Source organism: Paraburkholderia solisilvae (genome assembly GCF_902859875.1).
Classification (GTDB): domain Bacteria; phylum Pseudomonadota; class Gammaproteobacteria; order Burkholderiales; family Burkholderiaceae; genus Paraburkholderia; species Paraburkholderia solisilvae.
The window spans coordinates 49,398-65,769 of sequence record NZ_CADIKF010000021.1 but is presented as its reverse complement, the minus strand read 5'-3'; the positions used below and the strand labels follow the sequence as shown (position 1 = coordinate 65,769).

Sequence of the window (16,372 nt, the reverse complement as noted above, 5' to 3'; positions counted from 1 at the left end):
GATAGCAGCCGCTCAAGGAGACTGTCATGAACACGACCGGAAAGACATTGCACTGGGCTGTCGACAAGTGGCTCGCGCCGACGCCCGCGATGCCCGCGCGCGTCATGCGTTTTTCGCGTGCGCCCGGATATGGCCGCCGCTGTGTGCGCGTCGAAGCGTCGCGGCCAGGCGGTCCGCTGTCGATCATGTTCTTTCGCCATGACGACGGCTCGTGGAATGTGTTCCCCCCCGCGGCGCAGCGGCCGGCGATGAACGGCTGGCGGATGGCCTGACGCGCAACGGATTGCGCACCTTGCTGGTGCGGCGCGTTCGGAATCCGGATCAGCGCCTGAGCCGGACAAAAAAATGCCGCCTGGACTTCGGCGGCTTAACAGGGGATGACGTCATCGTCACAGCAAAGAATTAAATGAAGCTTAAAACGCGCGACTGTCTTGCCTGGGGGTGCGCAACACGGCGGTCCGGGCTTTTACGCCTGTCCTGATCCAGCGCTACATGGCGGTTGCCGCGTGACGTACGCTTGGCTCACTCTTTGTGCCCGCTGCGACCCGCGCGGGTCCATAGCCTGGGGGAAAAGCCATGCAGATTCTGGGACGGTCACCTTACTCGACAGTGAGCAAGCGCACAGACCCCGGGCTTCCAAAGCGAGATGACGGCGACGGTGGCGGCAAGTCTGCTGCCGGCGCGACATCGGGCATTCAGTCTCGTGCGGCAGGCAGTGCAGCCTCCGCTGTGCAGCAAGGAAAACAGAGCGGCGAAGCGCAAGGCCGGCCCGCCGCCCGGAAGCCTGAAGACCTGATGCAGCACTATCCGGACGCGGCTCAGATGACGCAGCGATTCGAACTGTTCGATGAACGGGTACGCTGGATCCAACGCATGGACGATCGCGGCGGTCGCTTGTCGATTGAAGAAAGCGAAGCGGTCAAACTCCACGACACGCTGCTCGATCGCCTCGCTTTTTTGCGCGCCGGTCCGGTCGCGAATGCACGTATCCAGAATCCGCCGCCTGAAACGCGTGCTGAAGCGTCGCCAGGCGGTAGCGCGGCGCCGAAAAACAGTGAGCCCATGGTGCGGTACATCGGCGGTGTGAAGCTCAAATCGGACTATTCGCTGCAGGATGTGCTTGCGGCATCGGCCAATGCGGCCAAATCGCCGTTCGCATCATTTATTGCGAGTGCCAGGGATCTGGTCAAGAAAGCGACCGAGGGGAAAGCATTAAGCGCCGAAGAGGAAGAGCAGATCTACCGCTATGCCGGAGTGGTCGACGCTTTCGTGGCGCTTACGCCGAAAGGCGGTCTCTCACGCGTGGCGGGGAGCGTGCTGGATGGCGTCAATCAGGCAGTCGACGGAAAGGATGCGGATGTCGATGATTTACGGGAAAAAATGGTGGATGCGTATAAGGTCGTCCAGCCTAAGACGAAGGCGCAATCGGGATCCAGCCGGGGCAAGCTATCCAACGTGAACGACAGCGGGGTGGCGTCCCGGAAGGAGACGCCGCTCATCGTTGCCGTGCCGGCTTTCGGCGGATCGCCGTCAAGGCCTATTGATCTCTTCGATTATCCACGGTTCAAGATTCCCTATGGAGCCAGCGGTTTCCGCACATCCGGGGAGGAGCGCATTATTCGCAAACCGGCATTCAATGCGCCGGTCAAGCTGCCCGATGGCAGGACAGGCTACCTGTTGAGTCCGACGCATCCGCCTCGCCTGCCTGATGACAAGATGCATGAACAGGAGCCGGTCGCCGGTCCGAGCGGCGAGTCGACGGTAGCAGAAGTCGACAGTGCAACGTCGAGCGGTTCGGACTCGCCAGTCAGCTCGCGAACGCGGTTGCGCAAATGGGGCGCCGGCGGCGATCTGAAGCGGATCGCCGGTAAAGGCCCGATCAATGTGATGCCCGCGGCGACACCGCTTGACGACGGCAAACGGATAACCAATTTTGGCGCGCCATTCTTCTTTTACCGCAAGGACCGCGACGTAACGGATATGGATGGGCCGCGCGCGGTACGCGGGACAGACTACGATCACCGGCGGGAGGTGCTCGTGGTCGGGGACGGCACGCAAACCACGTCGCAGATCGCCAGGTCGAAGATCAGCGCCGGCACGTTCTGGGGCAGCGGTCCCGCGTCGCATCTGCAGGGCGCGGAAGTCATCAAGCTCGGCAATGGGCGGGACGGTGTCGGCGCCATCAAGTTGCCGTTCGCGAGTATCAAGCCTGGCGAAGCGGTGGTCGTGTCCGGCGGAGCGATGAACGGCTGCACGATGCTGTTCGCGTCGGACGGAAAATCGCTCTATGCGTACCACGCCGGTTTGTCCCAGCTCACGCCAAACTGGCGGACCGCGCGCGAAGGTGCGCAAGCGATCGTCGATGCGCACGTGGTGATGGGTCCCAAAGAGCAAATCAGGTACAAGTGGTATGGCAGCAACGACGATCTGATCACGATTGGACGGCAGTATCCGTTTTCCGCACTGATCTATAACAGCCGCGACCTGTCCGGTACGAACGCGCTGGTCTGCGCGGGCGGCTTGCTCGGCTGTGTGGCGGGCGGGTTCGACGTCATGCCGACCTCTCACATAAACGTGCCGCGGCACGCGTATGGGCCTCGACACGGACCTCGCTGGCACATGATGACGTTCGATTACTCCGAGCAAGATCCGAACGTGCGTACCGTCGGCACTGCGGAGGCGATCGTGGCGAAGGACCTGAAGGGCCGAGTGACCGTGAGCGTGCTGGCGGAGAAGGGCAAGCTGGATCGGCGCGCGTCGTTTGACGATCGGGCGATTCCCATCGCGTACAAATACAAGACCATGGATAGCGATTCGGCCATCTACGAACCGAAGACCTGACGGCTGAAGACACTTCGCTGGCTGCGTTGCGCCGCGGCTCACGCATCCGGCGGCACACCGAGCAGTTGCAGCGCGCCGCCCGCGACCGCCGAGAACACCGGCCCGGCCACCGTGCCGCCGTAATATGCGCGCCCGGCCGGATCGTCGATCATCACCGCGACGATCAGGCGCGGGTCGCTCATCGGCGCGATGCCGACGAACAACGCGCGGTAGCGGTTTGCCGCATAGCTCGCGCCAATCTGCTTGCGCGCGGTGCCGGTCTTGCCGCCGACCCGATAGCCTTCGATTGCCGCGGCCTGACCGGTGCCGCCGGGGCCAGTTGCCATTTCGAGCATCGCGCGTATCGACGCCGCAGTGGCGGGCGTCGTGACGCGCCGCACGTGCGATGGCGGGTGATTTGCCGGATGACTCGGGGCGTCGCCGGCGGCGTGGTGCAACGCTGAATCTTTGACAACGTTGTCCATGTCGATAGCGGACGCGGTGGAGGCTGTCTGCGCATCGGGCGCCGTCGGCCGCAGCAACTGCGCGGGCCGCAGCGTGCCGTCGCCAGCATAGACGGTGTAGACCTGCGCCAGTTGCAGCAGCGACGCCGACAACCCGTACCCATACGCCATCGTCGCCTGTTCGATTGGCCGCCAGCGTTCATATGGCCGCACCTTGCCCGCGGCCACGCCCGGAAACATCAGTTGCGGCGCGCGGCCCAGACCGTATTGCTGGTACGTGGTCCAGATCGTTTGCGCGGGCAGATTGAGCGCGAGCTTCGCGAGCGCGATATTGCTCGATTTCTGCAGCGCCTGTGCGACAGTCATTTGACCGTGGTCGGATGTGTCGTGTATCAGGTTCGAGCCGATGCGATACGAGCCAGGCGCGGTGTCGATCAGCGTCTGCGGACGCACTTTGCCCGCGTCGAGCGACAGCGCGACGACGACCGGCTTGATGGTCGAGCCGGGCTCGAAGGTGTCGACCACCGCGCGGTTGCGCAACTGTCGTCCGGTCAGCCGGGCGCGGTCGTTCGGATCGAAGCTGGGGTAGTTCGCGAGCGCGAGAATCTCGCCATTGCGCGCGTCGAGCACGACTACGCTGCCTGCTTCGGCACGATGTTTCGCGATGGCTGTTTTCAACTGCGCATACGCAAGCTGCTGGATGCGGCGGTCGATGGTCAACTGGACGGTTGCGCCGTTGCGTGCCGGCAAGCGCGGCCGGGTTTCATAGACGACGCGCCCGAGGCGATCGCGAATCACCTCGCGCAGACCCGGTACGCCGCTCAGCTGTTCGTTCGCGGCCAGTTCGATGCCTTCCTGACCGTGGTCTTCGATATCGGTGAAGCCGACCACGTGCGCGGCGGATTCGCCTTCCGGATAGTAGCGTTTCGAATCGGCGATCTGCGTGATGCCGGCAAGGCCGAGCCGGTTGATTCGTTGCGCCGTGTCGGCGTCCACCTGGCGTTTGAGCAGCACGAAGGTCTTGTCGCCGGACACGCGCCGCTCGATCTCGGCAAGCGGCAGGCCGAGCAGACGCGCGAGCGGCGCGAGTGCGTTGCGATCGAGCAGCTTCGGAGACGCCCAGATTTCATACGTGGCGAGACTGACGGCGAGCAGCGCGCCGTGCCGGTCGACGATGCGTCCACGCGTCGCATCGAGTTCGAGGGTGCGCTGATAGCGCTTCTGACCTTGCTCGACGTAGAAGTCGCGATTCACGACCTGCACCCACAGCGCCCGCCCGACAAGCGATGCGAACGCGGCGAATGCGACGAATACGATGAGTGTCGAGCGCCATGCCGGCAAGCGCGCTGCGAGCACCGGATGCTTGGCGACGCTGGCGTAGGCGGTGGAGGAATGCGCTTTCTTTTTCAGAACCATGGGTGCGGACGAGGTTGAGCGCGTGACGCAGCCGTCGATGCGACCGCAGTTGCCAGCGCTGTCGCCATTGTCTGGCGATGCCGCACCGATTGTAATTAAAACGTAATATTAAAGCGAGCACGGCGCGGCCGGCGTTGCGGGAATCATGAACCCGCTGCCGGCCGCGCCGGGGTCATGCCGTGCCGTGCATGCCGTGCCGTGCGTGCAGTGTCGCGTAGGGTCGAACAACAGCACATACGACACGTTGCCGCGTGTGTGCTCAGTGGCTCAAGTGGCTCACAAGTGGCTCAGTGGCCGCGGCGCGGCATCGTGCCGTTGCGCATCGTGCCGCTTACGCCGTTGCGCTCGAAGCGCGCAGCGGCTTGTCCTGCGCGTGGCCCGCGACGAGCGGATACACGATGCCCGCGACGATCGCGCCGATGACCGGCGCCAGCCAGAACAGCCACAGCTGATCGACGGCCGCGCCGCCGACGAACAACGCGGGGCCGGTCGAGCGAGCCGGATTGACCGACGTATTGGTGACCGGGATCGAGATCAGGTGAATCAGCGTCAGGCACAGGCCGATTGCGATCGGTGCGAAGCCGGCCGGGGCGCGCTTGTCGGTGGCGCCGAGGATCACGAACAGGAAGAAGCCGGTCAGCACCGCTTCGCAGATGAACGCGGCGGCCATCGAGTAATGGCCGGGCGAACGCTCGCCATAACCGTTGCTCGCAAAGCCGCTCGCGACCAGATCGAAACCGGGTTTGCCCGACGCGATCAGCGACAGCACGAACGCACCGAGAATCGCGCCGGCGAGCTGCGCGACGATATACGGCACGACGTCGCGCAGCGGGAAGCGGCCCGCGGTCGCCAGCCCGATACTGACGGCCGGGTTCAGGTGACAGCCGGACACGTGGCCGATCGCGTACGCCATCGTCAGCACGGTCAGACCGAACGCGAGCGAGACGCCGACGAAGCCGATGCCGAGCCCGTGCTCGGGGCCGGCGAAGCTGGCGGCGAGCACGGCGCTGCCGCACCCGCCGAGGACCAGCCAGAAAGTGCCGAACAGCTCGGCGGCAAGACGCTTGGATAGGCTCATGAAGTTGTGCTCCGTGGAAAATTGCAATGAACGGGAGCGTGCGAGGCCGGCTGCATGCGCGACGCAATCGATGCGTGATCGATACAGGTCGATCGATGCGCGACCGATACCGTGATCGATACACGGCCGATGCACGACCGGTGCACGGCCGATACGCGACCGGTGCGCTCCCGAGCGCGAGAGTTTAGGCATTCCGCGGGAGAACGACTGTCAAGATTTGTCAACGCCGCGTCGGGCAAGGCGGGAGCGCGCCGCCGACAGGTCACCGGGCGGCGCGGGGAAGATGGGTGGAAGAAGCGAGGAAGCGACGAGGAAGCGAGGAAGCGGGATGCCGATCAGGCCGGCAGCGTGAACGTCGAAATCGCGTCGCGCAGCACGCTCACCTGGTCCTTCAGAGAATGCGCGGCCGCGGCGGCCTGTTCGACGAGCGCCGCATTCTGCTGCGTGACCTGATCCATCTCGCCGACCGCACGATTCACCTGCTCGATGCCCGCGCTCTGCTCGCGCGACGCGCGGCTGATCTCTTCGAGAATTTCATTGACGCGCCGCACCGACTGCACGATCTCGCCCATCGTCGAGCCGGCGCTGGCGACGAGCTCGGCGCCCGCATCGACGCTGCCGGTCGAGGTTTCGATCAGCGCCTTGATCTCCTTCGCGGCGGTGGCCGAGCGCTGCGCAAGGCTGCGCACTTCGGCCGCGACGACCGCGAAGCCGCGGCCCTGTTCGCCGGCGCGCGCCGCTTCGACGGCCGCGTTCAGCGCGAGAATATTCGTCTGGAACGCGATGCCGTCGATCACGCCGATGATGTCGCCGATCTGCCGCGAGCTGTTCGTGATGTCGCCCATCGTGCGCACCACGTCGTCGACGACCTGGCTGCCGCGCGACGCGACGTCCGCCGCCTGGCTCGCGAGCTGCGCGGCCTGCGTGGCGCTGTCCGCGTTGTGCTTCACGTTGCTGGTCATCTGGTCCATGCTCGATGCGGTTTGCACGAGCGCGGCCGCCTGCTCTTCAGTGCGCTGCGACAGGTCGGTGTTGCCGGCGGCAATTTCGGTTGCGCCCACATCGATATTTTCAGTGCCGGCGCGCACGCGCGACACGGTCGCGACGAGTCCCTGCTGCATCTCGCGCAACGCATGCAGCAGGCTCGGATGGTCGCCGTGCACAAGCGGCACCGCGGTGGCGAGGTCGCCGTTCGCCATCCGGCGCGCGGCGACCACGGCCACTTCGAGATCGCCGCCAAGCGTGCGCCGCACGCTGCGCAACACGAGCACCATCACGACCGTCGCGAGCGCGCCGAGCGCAAAGGTGATCGCGAGCCAGCGCACGAGGTTGGCGATGAATGCGCTCTGCACATCGTCCATATACATGCCGGTCACGAGATACCAGTCCCACGGCGCGAAGCGCAGCGAAAAGCTGGTCTTCGGCACCGGCTTCTCGTGACCGGGCTTCGACCACAGGTAATCGACGAAGCCGCCGCCGTCGTGATTGCCGGCCTGCACGATGCCGAGGAATACATGCGTGCCTGCCGGGTCCGCGAACTGTGCGAGGTTCTTGCCGTTCAGTTCGGGCTTCATCGGATGCATCAGCATCACCGGCTGCGAATCGTTGATCGAAAAGTAGCCGTCGGTGCCGTAGCGTAGCGCGTTCATCGCCGCGAGCGCCTGCTTCTTCGCGTCGTCTTCGCTGATCGCATGCTGCTGCGCGAGCGTGTAGTAATGGTTGACGATCGAATTGGCCTCCTGACCGAGCGTCATCAGTTGCGCGCGACGCTCGGCGATCATCGATGCGCGGCTTTGCCACGCGCCGAATGCGCCGATCAGGATCAGGCCGATCCACAGCACGGCGATCATCGAGCCGAGTTTCTTGTTGAGCGTCATGGTCTGTATGTCCGGATATCTGGATGAAGCGGGCGGTTGTCGTGCCTGCTCGAAAACAGCGTGACGAATTAAGGTCGATGGAAAAGTTGCAAGGCGGCGCGTCGTGGCGCCTGATTGTCGTTAACGGTTGCGGCGCGGCGACAGCACAGCAGGGGAAACCCCTAACCGGTGCGCTATTCGCGCGGTCTTTCGTCCGATAAATCAACGCATTGCACAGACTTTTCTGACGTTGATCGAGGACGGGTTCCAGGCGCTGATCACGCGGCAACACGTGCGCCGCAAATCCACATTTTTCAAACTAATTCCACCAAATGCCATAAACGGCTTATCAACGCGGCGAGACCGTTTTATTTCCGATATAGTCGCCACTTTTGGTTATCCGGAAACCGACCCGCGATTCGGGCAGCCGGACTCCGATTTGAATAAAAACCGTCTATACCCATTCGATATCTCCCTGGGAACCGCAGACGCGCAATCCGGATTGCCGCACGCGAGGCCCGCGTTCGCACGAGCGCCGGGAACGCTGTCTCCCAGGATTTTTCCCACGACGTTGCGCGAGCAACCGTCGATGTTTTTCCGCCATTTGCGCGGCCAGTAGGAGCCAGATAATGAACGCACGCGAACCTTCTTTTTCCGTTTCGTCCCGCAGCGCACGCCTGCGCCAGATGCTGACCAGCAACGAGCTCGAATTCCTGATGGAAGCGCATAACGGCCTGTCGGCGCGCATCGTGCGCGAGGCGGGCTTCAAGGCCATCTGGGGCTCGGGCCTGACGATCTCCGCGCAGTTCGGCGTGCGCGACAACAACGAAGCGAGCTGGACCCAGGTGGTCGACCAGCTCGAATTCATGGCCGACGCGAGCGATCTGCCGATCCTGCTCGACGGCGATACCGGTTACGGCAACTTCAACAACGTGCGCCGTCTCGTGCGCAAGCTCGAACAGCGCGGCATCGCGGGCGTCTGTATCGAAGACAAGCAGTTCCCGAAAACGAACAGCTTTATCAACGGCGAGCGCCAGCCGCTCGCGGACGTCGACGAATTCTGCGGCAAGATCAAGGCCGGCAAGGACTCGCAGCTCGATGAGAATTTCTCGATCGTCGCGCGCGTCGAGGCGCTGATTGCCGGCTGGGGCATGGAAGAAGCGCTGCGCCGCGCGGAAGCGTACCGGCTCGCGGGCGCCGATGCGATCCTGATGCACAGCAAGCTGTCGAAGCCCGACGAGATTCTCGAGTTCGCGCGCGAATGGGCCGGCCGCTGCCCGATCGTGATCGTGCCGACCAAGTACTACAGCACGCCGACCGACGTGTTCCGCAAGGCGGGCATCAGCGCGGTGATCTGGGCCAACCATCAGTTGCGCGCGGCCGTGTCCGCGATGCAGGCGGTCGTGAAGGACATCTACGAGAACCAGACGCTCGTCAATGTCGAAGACCGCGTGGCGACGGTGAACGAGATTTTCCGCTTGCAGGATGCGGACGAATATTCGGAGGCGGAAGACCGCTATCTGTCCGCATCGCGCGCATCGGGCGCCGCGGTCGTGCTCGCGGCGAGCCGCGGCAAGGGCCTCGAAGCGGTCACGGCCGATCGTCCGAAAGTGATGCTGCCGATTGCCGGCAAGCCGCTGTTGCGCTGGCTCGTCGATGCGTTCAAGAAGCAGGGCGTCAACGATATCACCGTGGTCGGCGGCTATCGCGCCGATGCGATCGACACGGCGGGCATCAAGCTTGTCGTGAATGACAAGCATGAAACGACCGGCGAACTCGCGTCGCTTGCCTGCGCGCTCGAGCGTCTGCAGGGCGACACGGTGATCTCGTACGGCGATCTGCTGTTCCGCAGCTATATCGTGCGCGACCTCGTGGAAAGCGAAGCGGCGTTCAGCGTCGTGGTCGATTCGTCGGACGCGTCGGAGACGCATGCGGCCAACCGCAGCGTGCGCGATTTCGCGTGGTGCTCGGCCGCCGACGACCGCGGTCTGTTCGGCAACAAGGTGCTGCTGCGCCGCGTCTCCAGCGACGAAAACGATGCGCCGGCGCAGGCGGCATCGAAAGCGCCGAACGGGCGCTGGGTGGGTCTCGTGAACGTGCGCGGCGCGGGCCTCGCGCGTCTGCAGGACGTGATGGCGCAACTGCGCACGCGCGCGGACTTCGCGTCGCTCGATATGCCGGCGCTGCTCAACGCGCTGATCGAAGCCGGCGAAGCGGTCGAAGTGCAATACGTGCACGGCCACTGGCGCGGCGTGAACGACCTCGACGACTTCCGTCGCGCGGGCGATTTCGCGCATGCGCAAACGCCGCTTGCGCAAGGCGGCAGCGCCGACGAGGGCGCACGATGATCGAAGCGGCACAGTTTGTCGACGCGGCGCGGGCGCGCGGCTTCGACTGGTATGCGGGCGTGCCGTGTTCGTACCTGACGCCGTTTATCAACTACGTGCTGCAGGATCCGAATCTGCATTACGTCTCGGCGGCGAACGAAGGCGACGCGGTCGCGTTGATCGCGGGCGTGACGCTCGGCGGCCGGCGCGGCGTCACGATGATGCAGAACTCGGGCCTCGGCAATGCGGTGAGCCCGCTCACGTCGCTCACCTGGACGTTCCGCTTGCCGCAACTGCTGATTGTCACGTGGCGCGGACAGCCGGGCGTGCCGGACGAACCGCAGCACGCGCTGATGGGGCCGATTACGCCGGCCATGCTCGACACGATGGAGATTCCGTGGGAGACCTTCCCGACGGAAGCCGACGCGATCGGTCCGGCGCTCGACCGCGCGACGAAGCATATGGACGAAACCGGCCGCCCGTATGCGCTCGTCATGCAAAAAGGCAGCGTCAAGCCGTATGAGCTGAAAGTGGCGAACGCGACGCGGCGCGATGCGGCGCAAGCGGCGGTTTCGCCATTCGCCGGTGTCGCCCCCGACGCGCTGCCGACTCGCAACGAAGCGCTGCAACGCGTGATCGCGCATACGCCGCTCGCCTCGACGGTGGTGCTGGCCTCGACCGGCTTCTGCGGCCGCGAGTTGTATGCGCTCGACGATCGTGCGAACCAGTTGTACATGGTCGGCTCGATGGGTTGCCTCACGCCGTTCGCGCTTGGCCTCGCGTTGACGCGGCCGGACCTGCACGTGGTGGCGCTCGACGGCGACGGCGCGGCGCTGATGCGCATGGGCGTGTTCGCGACGCTCGGCGCGTATGGGCCCGCGAATCTCACGCACGTGCTGCTCGATAACGGCGCGCACGATTCGACCGGCGGTCAGGCGACGGTCTCGCCGCAGGTGTCGTTCGCGGGTGTCGCGGCGGCATGCGGCTACGCGTCGGCGGTGGAAAGCGATCAGTTGAGCGTGCTCGACGAGGTGCTCGCGGCGCCGCGCGCCGGCAACGGCCCGCGCTTCGTGCGGCTGACGATTCGCCGCGGCACGCCTGACGGCCTGCCGCGCCCGACCATCACGCCGCCGGACGTGAAGACGCGCCTGATGCGCCACCTTGGCGCGCTCGCCCCGCAAGGCAAGGCCGCACAGTAAGGCCAGGAAGGAGAACCTCGATGTTGCTGCTGAACCCCGGTCCGGTCACGCTGAGCACACGCGTGCGCAACAGCCTGTTGCAGACCGATCTATGCCATCGCGAAAGCGAGTTCTTCGATTTGCAGGACGAAGCGCGCGCGCGCTTGCTGCAACTGTACGGACTCGATCCGTCGCAATGGGCCGCGGTGCTGATGACGGGCTCCGGCACGGCCGCGGTCGAGAGCATGGTTGCGGCGCTCGTGCCGGACGCCGGCAAGCTGCTGGTGATCGAAAACGGTGTGTACGGCGAACGGATCACGCAGATCGCGACGCAATACCGGATCGCGCACACGGTCGCGAAACACGAGTGGATGCAGGCGCCGGATGTCGCGCGTATCGCGGCCGCGCTCGATGCGGATCGTTCGATCACGCACGTCGCGGCGATTCATCACGAAACGACGACGGGCCGCCTGAACGATCTGCGCGCGCTCGCGACGGTTTGCCGCGAGCGCGGCGTGCGTCTGCTGGTCGATGGCGTGAGCAGCTTCGGCGCGGAAGCGATCGACTTTGCGGACATGACGCTCGCGGCAGTCGCGGCGACCGCGAACAAGTGCCTGCACGGCGTGCCGGGCGCGGCATTCGTGATCGTGCGGCGCGACGCGCTGGCCGTCGCGGCAAGCCGCACCTACTATCTCGACCTCGCGCGCCTTGCGCGTTTGCAGGATCAGCGCAATACGCCGTTCACGCCGTCGGTGCACGCGTACTACGCGCTCGTCGAAGCGCTGCGCGAACTGGCCGACGAAGGCGGCTGGAGCGCGCGTCATGCGCGCTACGCGGCGCTGGCCGAGCAGGTGCGCGCAGGGCTGGCGGCGCGCGGGATGGCGAGCGTGCTGGCGCCGCACGAGTCGTCGGTCGTGCTGCGCGCGTACCGGTTGCCGGCGGGCGTGTCGTATCCGCACTTGCACGATGCGTTGAAGTCGCGCGGATTCGTGATCTATGCGGGGCAGGGCGGCCTGTCCGCGGAGCTGTTCCGGATCTCGACGATGGGCGATATCCATGCGGCGGATATCGAGCGTTTGTTGCAGAGCTTTGATGCGTTGACGAAGTGAGGTTGCGCCGCCGCGGGGTGGGGCGATGGTGGCGGCTTGCGACGCATAGGGGCGTATTTTCTACACCGGTGTCCAACCGCTTAATTCCGGTATTCCGGAATTAAGCGTCGATGCTGCCCGTCAAGGGCCATAGTTCCGATATTCCGGAATAATGGTGCGCGTGAACGCGGGACACCTCGTCATTCCGCGCCGCCTTGCCCTCACCCACCCACTCACGAAGCCATCTTCACCAACACCGGCTTGTCCCGATACTGCGTCGGGAACAGCTTCTTCAGATCGTCGACCTTCGGAATATCGTTGATCGCGATATACGGCTGATCCGGGTGCAGCGTCAGGTAGTTCTGGTGATACGACTCCGCCGGGTAGAACGTGCGGTCCGGCTCGATGGTCGTGACGATCTTGTCGGAGAACACATGGGCTTTGCTCAACTGCGCGATATACGCAGTCGCGAGGCGCGCCTGTTCGGGCGTGCTCGGGAAAATCGTCGAGCGGTATTGCGTGCCGACGTCCGGCCCCTGCCGGTTCAACTCGGTCGGATCGTGCGCGACCGAGAAGTAGATCTGCAGGATATGGCCGTAGCTGATCTGATGCGGGTCGAACGTCACGCGCACCGATTCCGCGTGGCCCGTGGTGCCGGTGCTCACCGTCTCGTACTCGGCCGACGACTGTTTGCCGCCGGTATAACCGGACACCGCGCTCGTCACGCCTTTCACGTGCTGGAACACGCCCTGCACGCCCCAGAAGCAGCCGCCGGCGAGTACGACGGTTTCCGATGCGGGCGCGCTTGCGGCCGTTTCGTCGAGCACCGGCGGCGGCACCTGATGGGCCTCGTCGGCAAATACGTGCCCATGCGTGAGGCCGATGCCGGCGACGACCGCCGCCAGCAACCCGGCAAACGGCAGCCGGCGGCGCAGGCCGCGCGCCGCGGCCGTGCGGGAGGTGGGGCGGGAAACTTCGTTTTGCATGTCTATCTCCGTGACGAAGCGGGATCAACCGAACGTGAACGCATATGCGCGCACGCCCGGGTCGAGGAAGCGGATTTCAAACGTATGGTCGGTGATCGCGCCGCTCTGGCGGACCAGCTGATACAGCCGCTGGCTCGTCACCGTGCCGTTGCCGTTCGCGTCGGTGTCGCTGCCGTGGTTCGCGCCCGGCGTCTTGCCGTCGATCATCACCTGGAAGCGTACCGGCTGTCCGTTCGCGGACGGTCCGAGCACCAGATGCAGGTCGCGTGCGTGAAAGCGGAACGCAATCGCACCGCCTGGCTGATCGAGATCGGTATGCTCGGCGCCGAGCGTCCAGGTGCCGTCGAGCGCCCAGTCGTTCAGGCCTAATCCGTTGCCAAGCGTATAGCGATGCGGCTTGTCGAGCACCGGATCGCCCGGCGAGGCGAAATTGGTCGCGCGGTTATAGCCGACATACGTTTCGGGTGACTGAATATCGGCCATCTCCGGCGCGGCCTCGGCGCCCGTGCCGTCGTCCTTCACGAGACCGCCGGGCAAGTTGTGCGCGCCGGCTTCGGTCAACAGTTGCCGGATGGTCTGCTCGGAACCCGCGTAATCGCCTTCACCGAAGTGATGCGCGCGGATGCGGCCTTGCGCGTCGACGAAGTAGTCCGCCGGCCAGTATTCGTTGCCGAACGCGCGCCAGATCTTGTAGTTGTCGTCGATCGCGACCGGGAAGTTGACCTTCAGGTCCTTCACCGCGCGGCTCACATTGCCGACGTCCTTTTCGAACGCGAATTCCGGCGTGTGCACGCCGATCACGACCAGCCCGGCGTCCTTGTACTTGTCGGCCCACGCTTTCACGTACGGCAGCGTGCGCAGGCAGTTGATGCACGAGTACGTCCAGAAATCGACCAGCACGACTTTGCCGCGCAGTTGCGCCGTGGTAAGCGGCGGCGAGTTCAGCCATTGCACCGCGCCGTCGAGCGACGGCAGCGTGCCCTCGACCGGCAGCGGTGCAGGGCTGCCGGGTTGCGCAACCCGGGTGAGCGCGGGGGCGTCTGCGCCGCCGGTTCCCGATGCCTGGCTATCGGCGGAGGCGCCCGACGGCGCGGCCGCCGCCAGCGCGCTTTGCGCGCCGCTCTTCGCCGGACGGAAGCGGTCGATCACGCTTTGTTCGAGGTTGTTCGTGCCGGCAAGCGACAGATGCGTGAGAAAGCCGGTATCCGCATGCGCGGCAATCGCGGCGACCCCCACCAGCACCGCGACGCCCAGCCCGCGCTTGAGCCATTCGCTCACATGCAACGACTTTTTCATCGCGCTGAACACCTTGCCGCCGACCACCAGCGCAAGCGCGAGCGAAGTCGCGGCGCCGGCCGCATAGGAGAGCAGCAGCAGCGACGTATGTACGCTCGCGCCTTGCAGCGCGGCGCCGGTCAGGATCAGGCCGAGAATCGGGCCCGCGCATGGCGCCCACAACAGGCCGGTCGCGACGCCGAGCAGCAGCGACGCCCAGAAGGCCGAGCCGTGCTCGGCGCCCTGTGCGGATTCGGAGAGCCGTGCGCCGAGCGCGACGAGCGGACGCGTCATCGCGTCGGAGAGCCGCGGCAGCAGCAGCGTGAGGCCGAACGCGGCCATGATGATCAGCGCGGCGACGCGGCCGTACTGGTTCGCGGCGACCGCCCAGCCGCCGCCGACCGCGGCCAGCGCGCCGACCGCGCTGAATGTGGCGGCCATGCCGGCCAGCAGCGGCAGACCGCTTTGCAGAAACGGCTTGCCGGTGCGCGCGAAGACAAACGGCAAGACCGGCAAGATGCACGGGCTGACGATTGTCAGCACGCCGCCCAACCACGCAATCAGAAACGGAATCATGTTCGATGACCTCAATGTGCGATGCGCGCGCCGCATACCGGCGCAATCCCTGCGGCGCATTCGTATGCCCAATCAGGCGGGCGATAGCGGCGCGTTCCGCAAGTGCCTTTCATCGGGCAAACACCGTTTGCCGTTGGTTATTCCCCGATACATCGCATCAGTCGCGGCGGGCCGGCAAAAATGACAGGTGTGGAGCGGGGCGACGCCAAACGCGCGGCTCGCTGGCCGGCGAGCATTGCCGGTCAGTCGCCCGAAGCCCATATCGGGCCCGGCAGGCCGGGCCGCTGTGGGGCGCGGCCCGTCATCATCGCCGGCTGCGCTGGCGGGCCCTTGATCACCCCTTACCGGGACTTATCGGCCCGTACCATGCCTGATCAGGCTTTCTCGTCCTCTCCGCGCCGGCGGATCGAACTGCTCGACCAGAAAGTCGATAAACGCGCGCACCCGCGCCGCCTGGTTCTGCCGGCTCGGGTAGTAGACGAACAGATCCGCGTCCGGCAGCACGAACTCCGGCAGCACGACGCGCAGCCGGCCGCTTTTCACATATTTTTCGAGGTCCCACTCGGAGCGGATCAGAATGCCGTGGCCGTCGAGCGCCCAGCTGAGCACGATGTCGCCGTCATTGCTCGACAGCATGCCGTGCACCTTGACAGCTTCGCTGTGCTGATCGTGCACGAAGCGCCAGATGCCGTATGCATCGTCGTTTTGCCGGTGCACGATGCAACGGTGATGCGCGAGATCGCCCACTTTCTGCGGCGTACCGTTGAGCTCCAGATAGCTGGGCGATGCGCACAGGAAGCGCCGGTTCGACATGATGCGCCGTGCGTTCAGGCGCTGATCCGGCAGTTCGCCGAAGCGGATCGCAAGGTCGAACGCGTTTTCGATCAGGTCGATCGGCCGGTCGGTCACTTCGAACTGCACTTCGACGTTCGGGTACGCCTTCGCGAACTTCGATACGAGCGGCGCAAGCGAGGTACGGCCGAAGCCGAGCGACGCGTTCACGCGCAGCAGGCCGCGCGGCGCCGCGCCGTGGCTCGAGACCGCGTCTTCCATTTCCTGCACCTGCGCGAGAATGCGGGTGGCATGCTGCAGGTAGATCTCGCCCTCGGTGGTCAGGCTGACCGTGCGCGTCGTGCGGTTCACGAGCCGCACCCCCAGTTTTTCTTCCATTTGCGCGAGGCGCCGCGTCGCCGCGGGCGGCGTCAGATCGAGCGCGCGGGCGGCCGCCGAAAGGCTTTCGTGGCGCGCCAGCAGAACGAAAAATTCGAGGTCTGAGTTAATGTCAGTTTTCACCGAAAGTGAATTATT

12 protein-coding genes are annotated in these 16,372 nt (G+C 65.2%); 6 read left to right on the top strand and 6 right to left on the bottom strand.

Features of this window, described 5'->3' with window-relative positions; translation table 11 throughout:
* The first annotated feature begins 26 nt into the window (after nucleotides 1-26).
* Nucleotides 27-272 (top strand): hypothetical protein, encoded by a 246-nt coding sequence (locus HV675_RS14885; RefSeq protein ID WP_175111683.1) that lies wholly within the window; start codon nucleotides 27-29, stop codon nucleotides 270-272.
* A gap of 457 nt (nucleotides 273-729) precedes the next feature.
* On the top strand, nucleotides 730-2,841 hold the full coding sequence (locus HV675_RS14880; protein WP_175111682.1) for a cytotoxic necrotizing factor Rho-activating domain-containing protein: 2,112 nt from the start codon (nucleotides 730-732) through the stop codon (nucleotides 2,839-2,841).
* Nucleotides 2,842-2,879: 38 nt separating this feature from the next.
* Here HV675_RS14880 and HV675_RS14875 read toward each other — a convergent pair whose 3' ends face one another.
* The 3 genes from HV675_RS14875 to HV675_RS14865 form a co-directional block, all read right to left on the bottom strand.
* Complete coding sequence (locus HV675_RS14875) at nucleotides 2,880-4,700, bottom strand: peptidoglycan D,D-transpeptidase FtsI family protein (protein WP_175111681.1); 1,821 nt, start codon at nucleotides 4,698-4,700, stop codon at nucleotides 2,880-2,882.
* A gap of 331 nt (nucleotides 4,701-5,031) precedes the next feature.
* Nucleotides 5,032-5,778, bottom strand: a complete 747-nt coding sequence (aqpZ, locus tag HV675_RS14870) for an aquaporin Z (protein WP_175111680.1) — start codon at nucleotides 5,776-5,778, stop codon at nucleotides 5,032-5,034.
* A 335-nt stretch (nucleotides 5,779-6,113) separates the two neighbouring features.
* On the bottom strand, nucleotides 6,114-7,655 hold the full coding sequence (locus tag HV675_RS14865) for a methyl-accepting chemotaxis protein (protein ID WP_175111679.1): 1,542 nt from the start codon (nucleotides 7,653-7,655) through the stop codon (nucleotides 6,114-6,116).
* A 608-nt stretch (nucleotides 7,656-8,263) separates the two neighbouring features.
* Here HV675_RS14865 and aepX point away from each other — a divergent pair.
* Genes aepX through HV675_RS14850 form a run of 3 tightly spaced genes read left to right on the top strand, consistent with a single transcriptional unit; the run spans nucleotide 8,264 to nucleotide 12,248 of the window.
* On the top strand, nucleotides 8,264-9,982 hold the full coding sequence (gene aepX / locus HV675_RS14860) for a phosphoenolpyruvate mutase (protein WP_175111678.1): 1,719 nt from the start codon (nucleotides 8,264-8,266) through the stop codon (nucleotides 9,980-9,982).
* Entirely contained in the window at nucleotides 9,979-11,160 is a 1,182-nt protein-coding gene (gene aepY / locus HV675_RS14855; protein ID WP_175111677.1) for a phosphonopyruvate decarboxylase, read from the top strand. Before aepX ends, aepY begins: the two co-directional genes overlap by 4 nt.
* A gap of 20 nt (nucleotides 11,161-11,180) precedes the next feature.
* Nucleotides 11,181-12,248, top strand: coding sequence for a 2-aminoethylphosphonate aminotransferase (locus HV675_RS14850; RefSeq protein ID WP_175111676.1), 1,068 nt, complete (start codon nucleotides 11,181-11,183; stop codon nucleotides 12,246-12,248).
* Between the two features lie 212 nt (nucleotides 12,249-12,460).
* Here HV675_RS14850 and msrA read toward each other — a convergent pair whose 3' ends face one another.
* Nucleotides 12,461-13,213, bottom strand: coding sequence for a peptide-methionine (S)-S-oxide reductase MsrA (gene msrA / locus HV675_RS14845; protein WP_175111675.1), 753 nt, complete (start codon nucleotides 13,211-13,213; stop codon nucleotides 12,461-12,463).
* Between the two features lie 24 nt (nucleotides 13,214-13,237).
* The gene (locus HV675_RS14840) at nucleotides 13,238-15,064 is read right to left on the bottom strand and encodes a cytochrome c biogenesis protein DipZ (protein WP_175111674.1); all 1,827 of its coding nucleotides are present in this window, start codon (nucleotides 15,062-15,064) and stop codon (nucleotides 13,238-13,240) included.
* Here HV675_RS14840 and HV675_RS14835 point away from each other — a divergent pair.
* Nucleotides 15,063-15,248, top strand: coding sequence for a hypothetical protein (locus HV675_RS14835; protein WP_175111673.1), 186 nt, complete (start codon nucleotides 15,063-15,065; stop codon nucleotides 15,246-15,248). The two genes, HV675_RS14840 and HV675_RS14835, sit on opposite strands and share 2 nt — an antisense overlap.
* 167 nt (nucleotides 15,249-15,415) lie before the next feature.
* On the opposite strand, the gene HV675_RS14830 is transcribed toward HV675_RS14835, so the two are convergent.
* Entirely contained in the window at nucleotides 15,416-16,357 is a 942-nt protein-coding gene (locus tag HV675_RS14830) for a LysR family transcriptional regulator (protein ID WP_175111672.1), read from the bottom strand.
* Between the last annotated feature and the right edge of the window lie 15 nt (nucleotides 16,358-16,372).

Coding starts and splice junctions, on each gene's coding strand:
- HV675_RS14885 (WP_175111683.1), top strand. CDS start 27: ATGAACACGACCGGAAAGACATTGCACTGGGCTGTCGACAAGTGGCTC.
- HV675_RS14875 (WP_175111681.1), bottom strand. CDS start 4,700: ATGGTTCTGAAAAAGAAAGCGCATTCCTCCACCGCCTACGCCAGCGTC.
- aqpZ (WP_175111680.1), bottom strand. CDS start 5,778: ATGAGCCTATCCAAGCGTCTTGCCGCCGAGCTGTTCGGCACTTTCTGG.
- HV675_RS14865 (WP_175111679.1), bottom strand. CDS start 7,655: ATGACGCTCAACAAGAAACTCGGCTCGATGATCGCCGTGCTGTGGATC.
- aepX (WP_175111678.1), top strand. CDS start 8,264: ATGAACGCACGCGAACCTTCTTTTTCCGTTTCGTCCCGCAGCGCACGC.
- aepY (WP_175111677.1), top strand. CDS start 9,979: ATGATCGAAGCGGCACAGTTTGTCGACGCGGCGCGGGCGCGCGGCTTC.
- HV675_RS14850 (WP_175111676.1), top strand. CDS start 11,181: ATGTTGCTGCTGAACCCCGGTCCGGTCACGCTGAGCACACGCGTGCGC.
- msrA (WP_175111675.1), bottom strand. CDS start 13,213: ATGCAAAACGAAGTTTCCCGCCCCACCTCCCGCACGGCCGCGGCGCGC.
- HV675_RS14835 (WP_175111673.1), top strand. CDS start 15,063: ATGTTCGATGACCTCAATGTGCGATGCGCGCGCCGCATACCGGCGCAA.
- HV675_RS14840 (WP_175111674.1), bottom strand. CDS start 15,064: ATGATTCCGTTTCTGATTGCGTGGTTGGGCGGCGTGCTGACAATCGTC.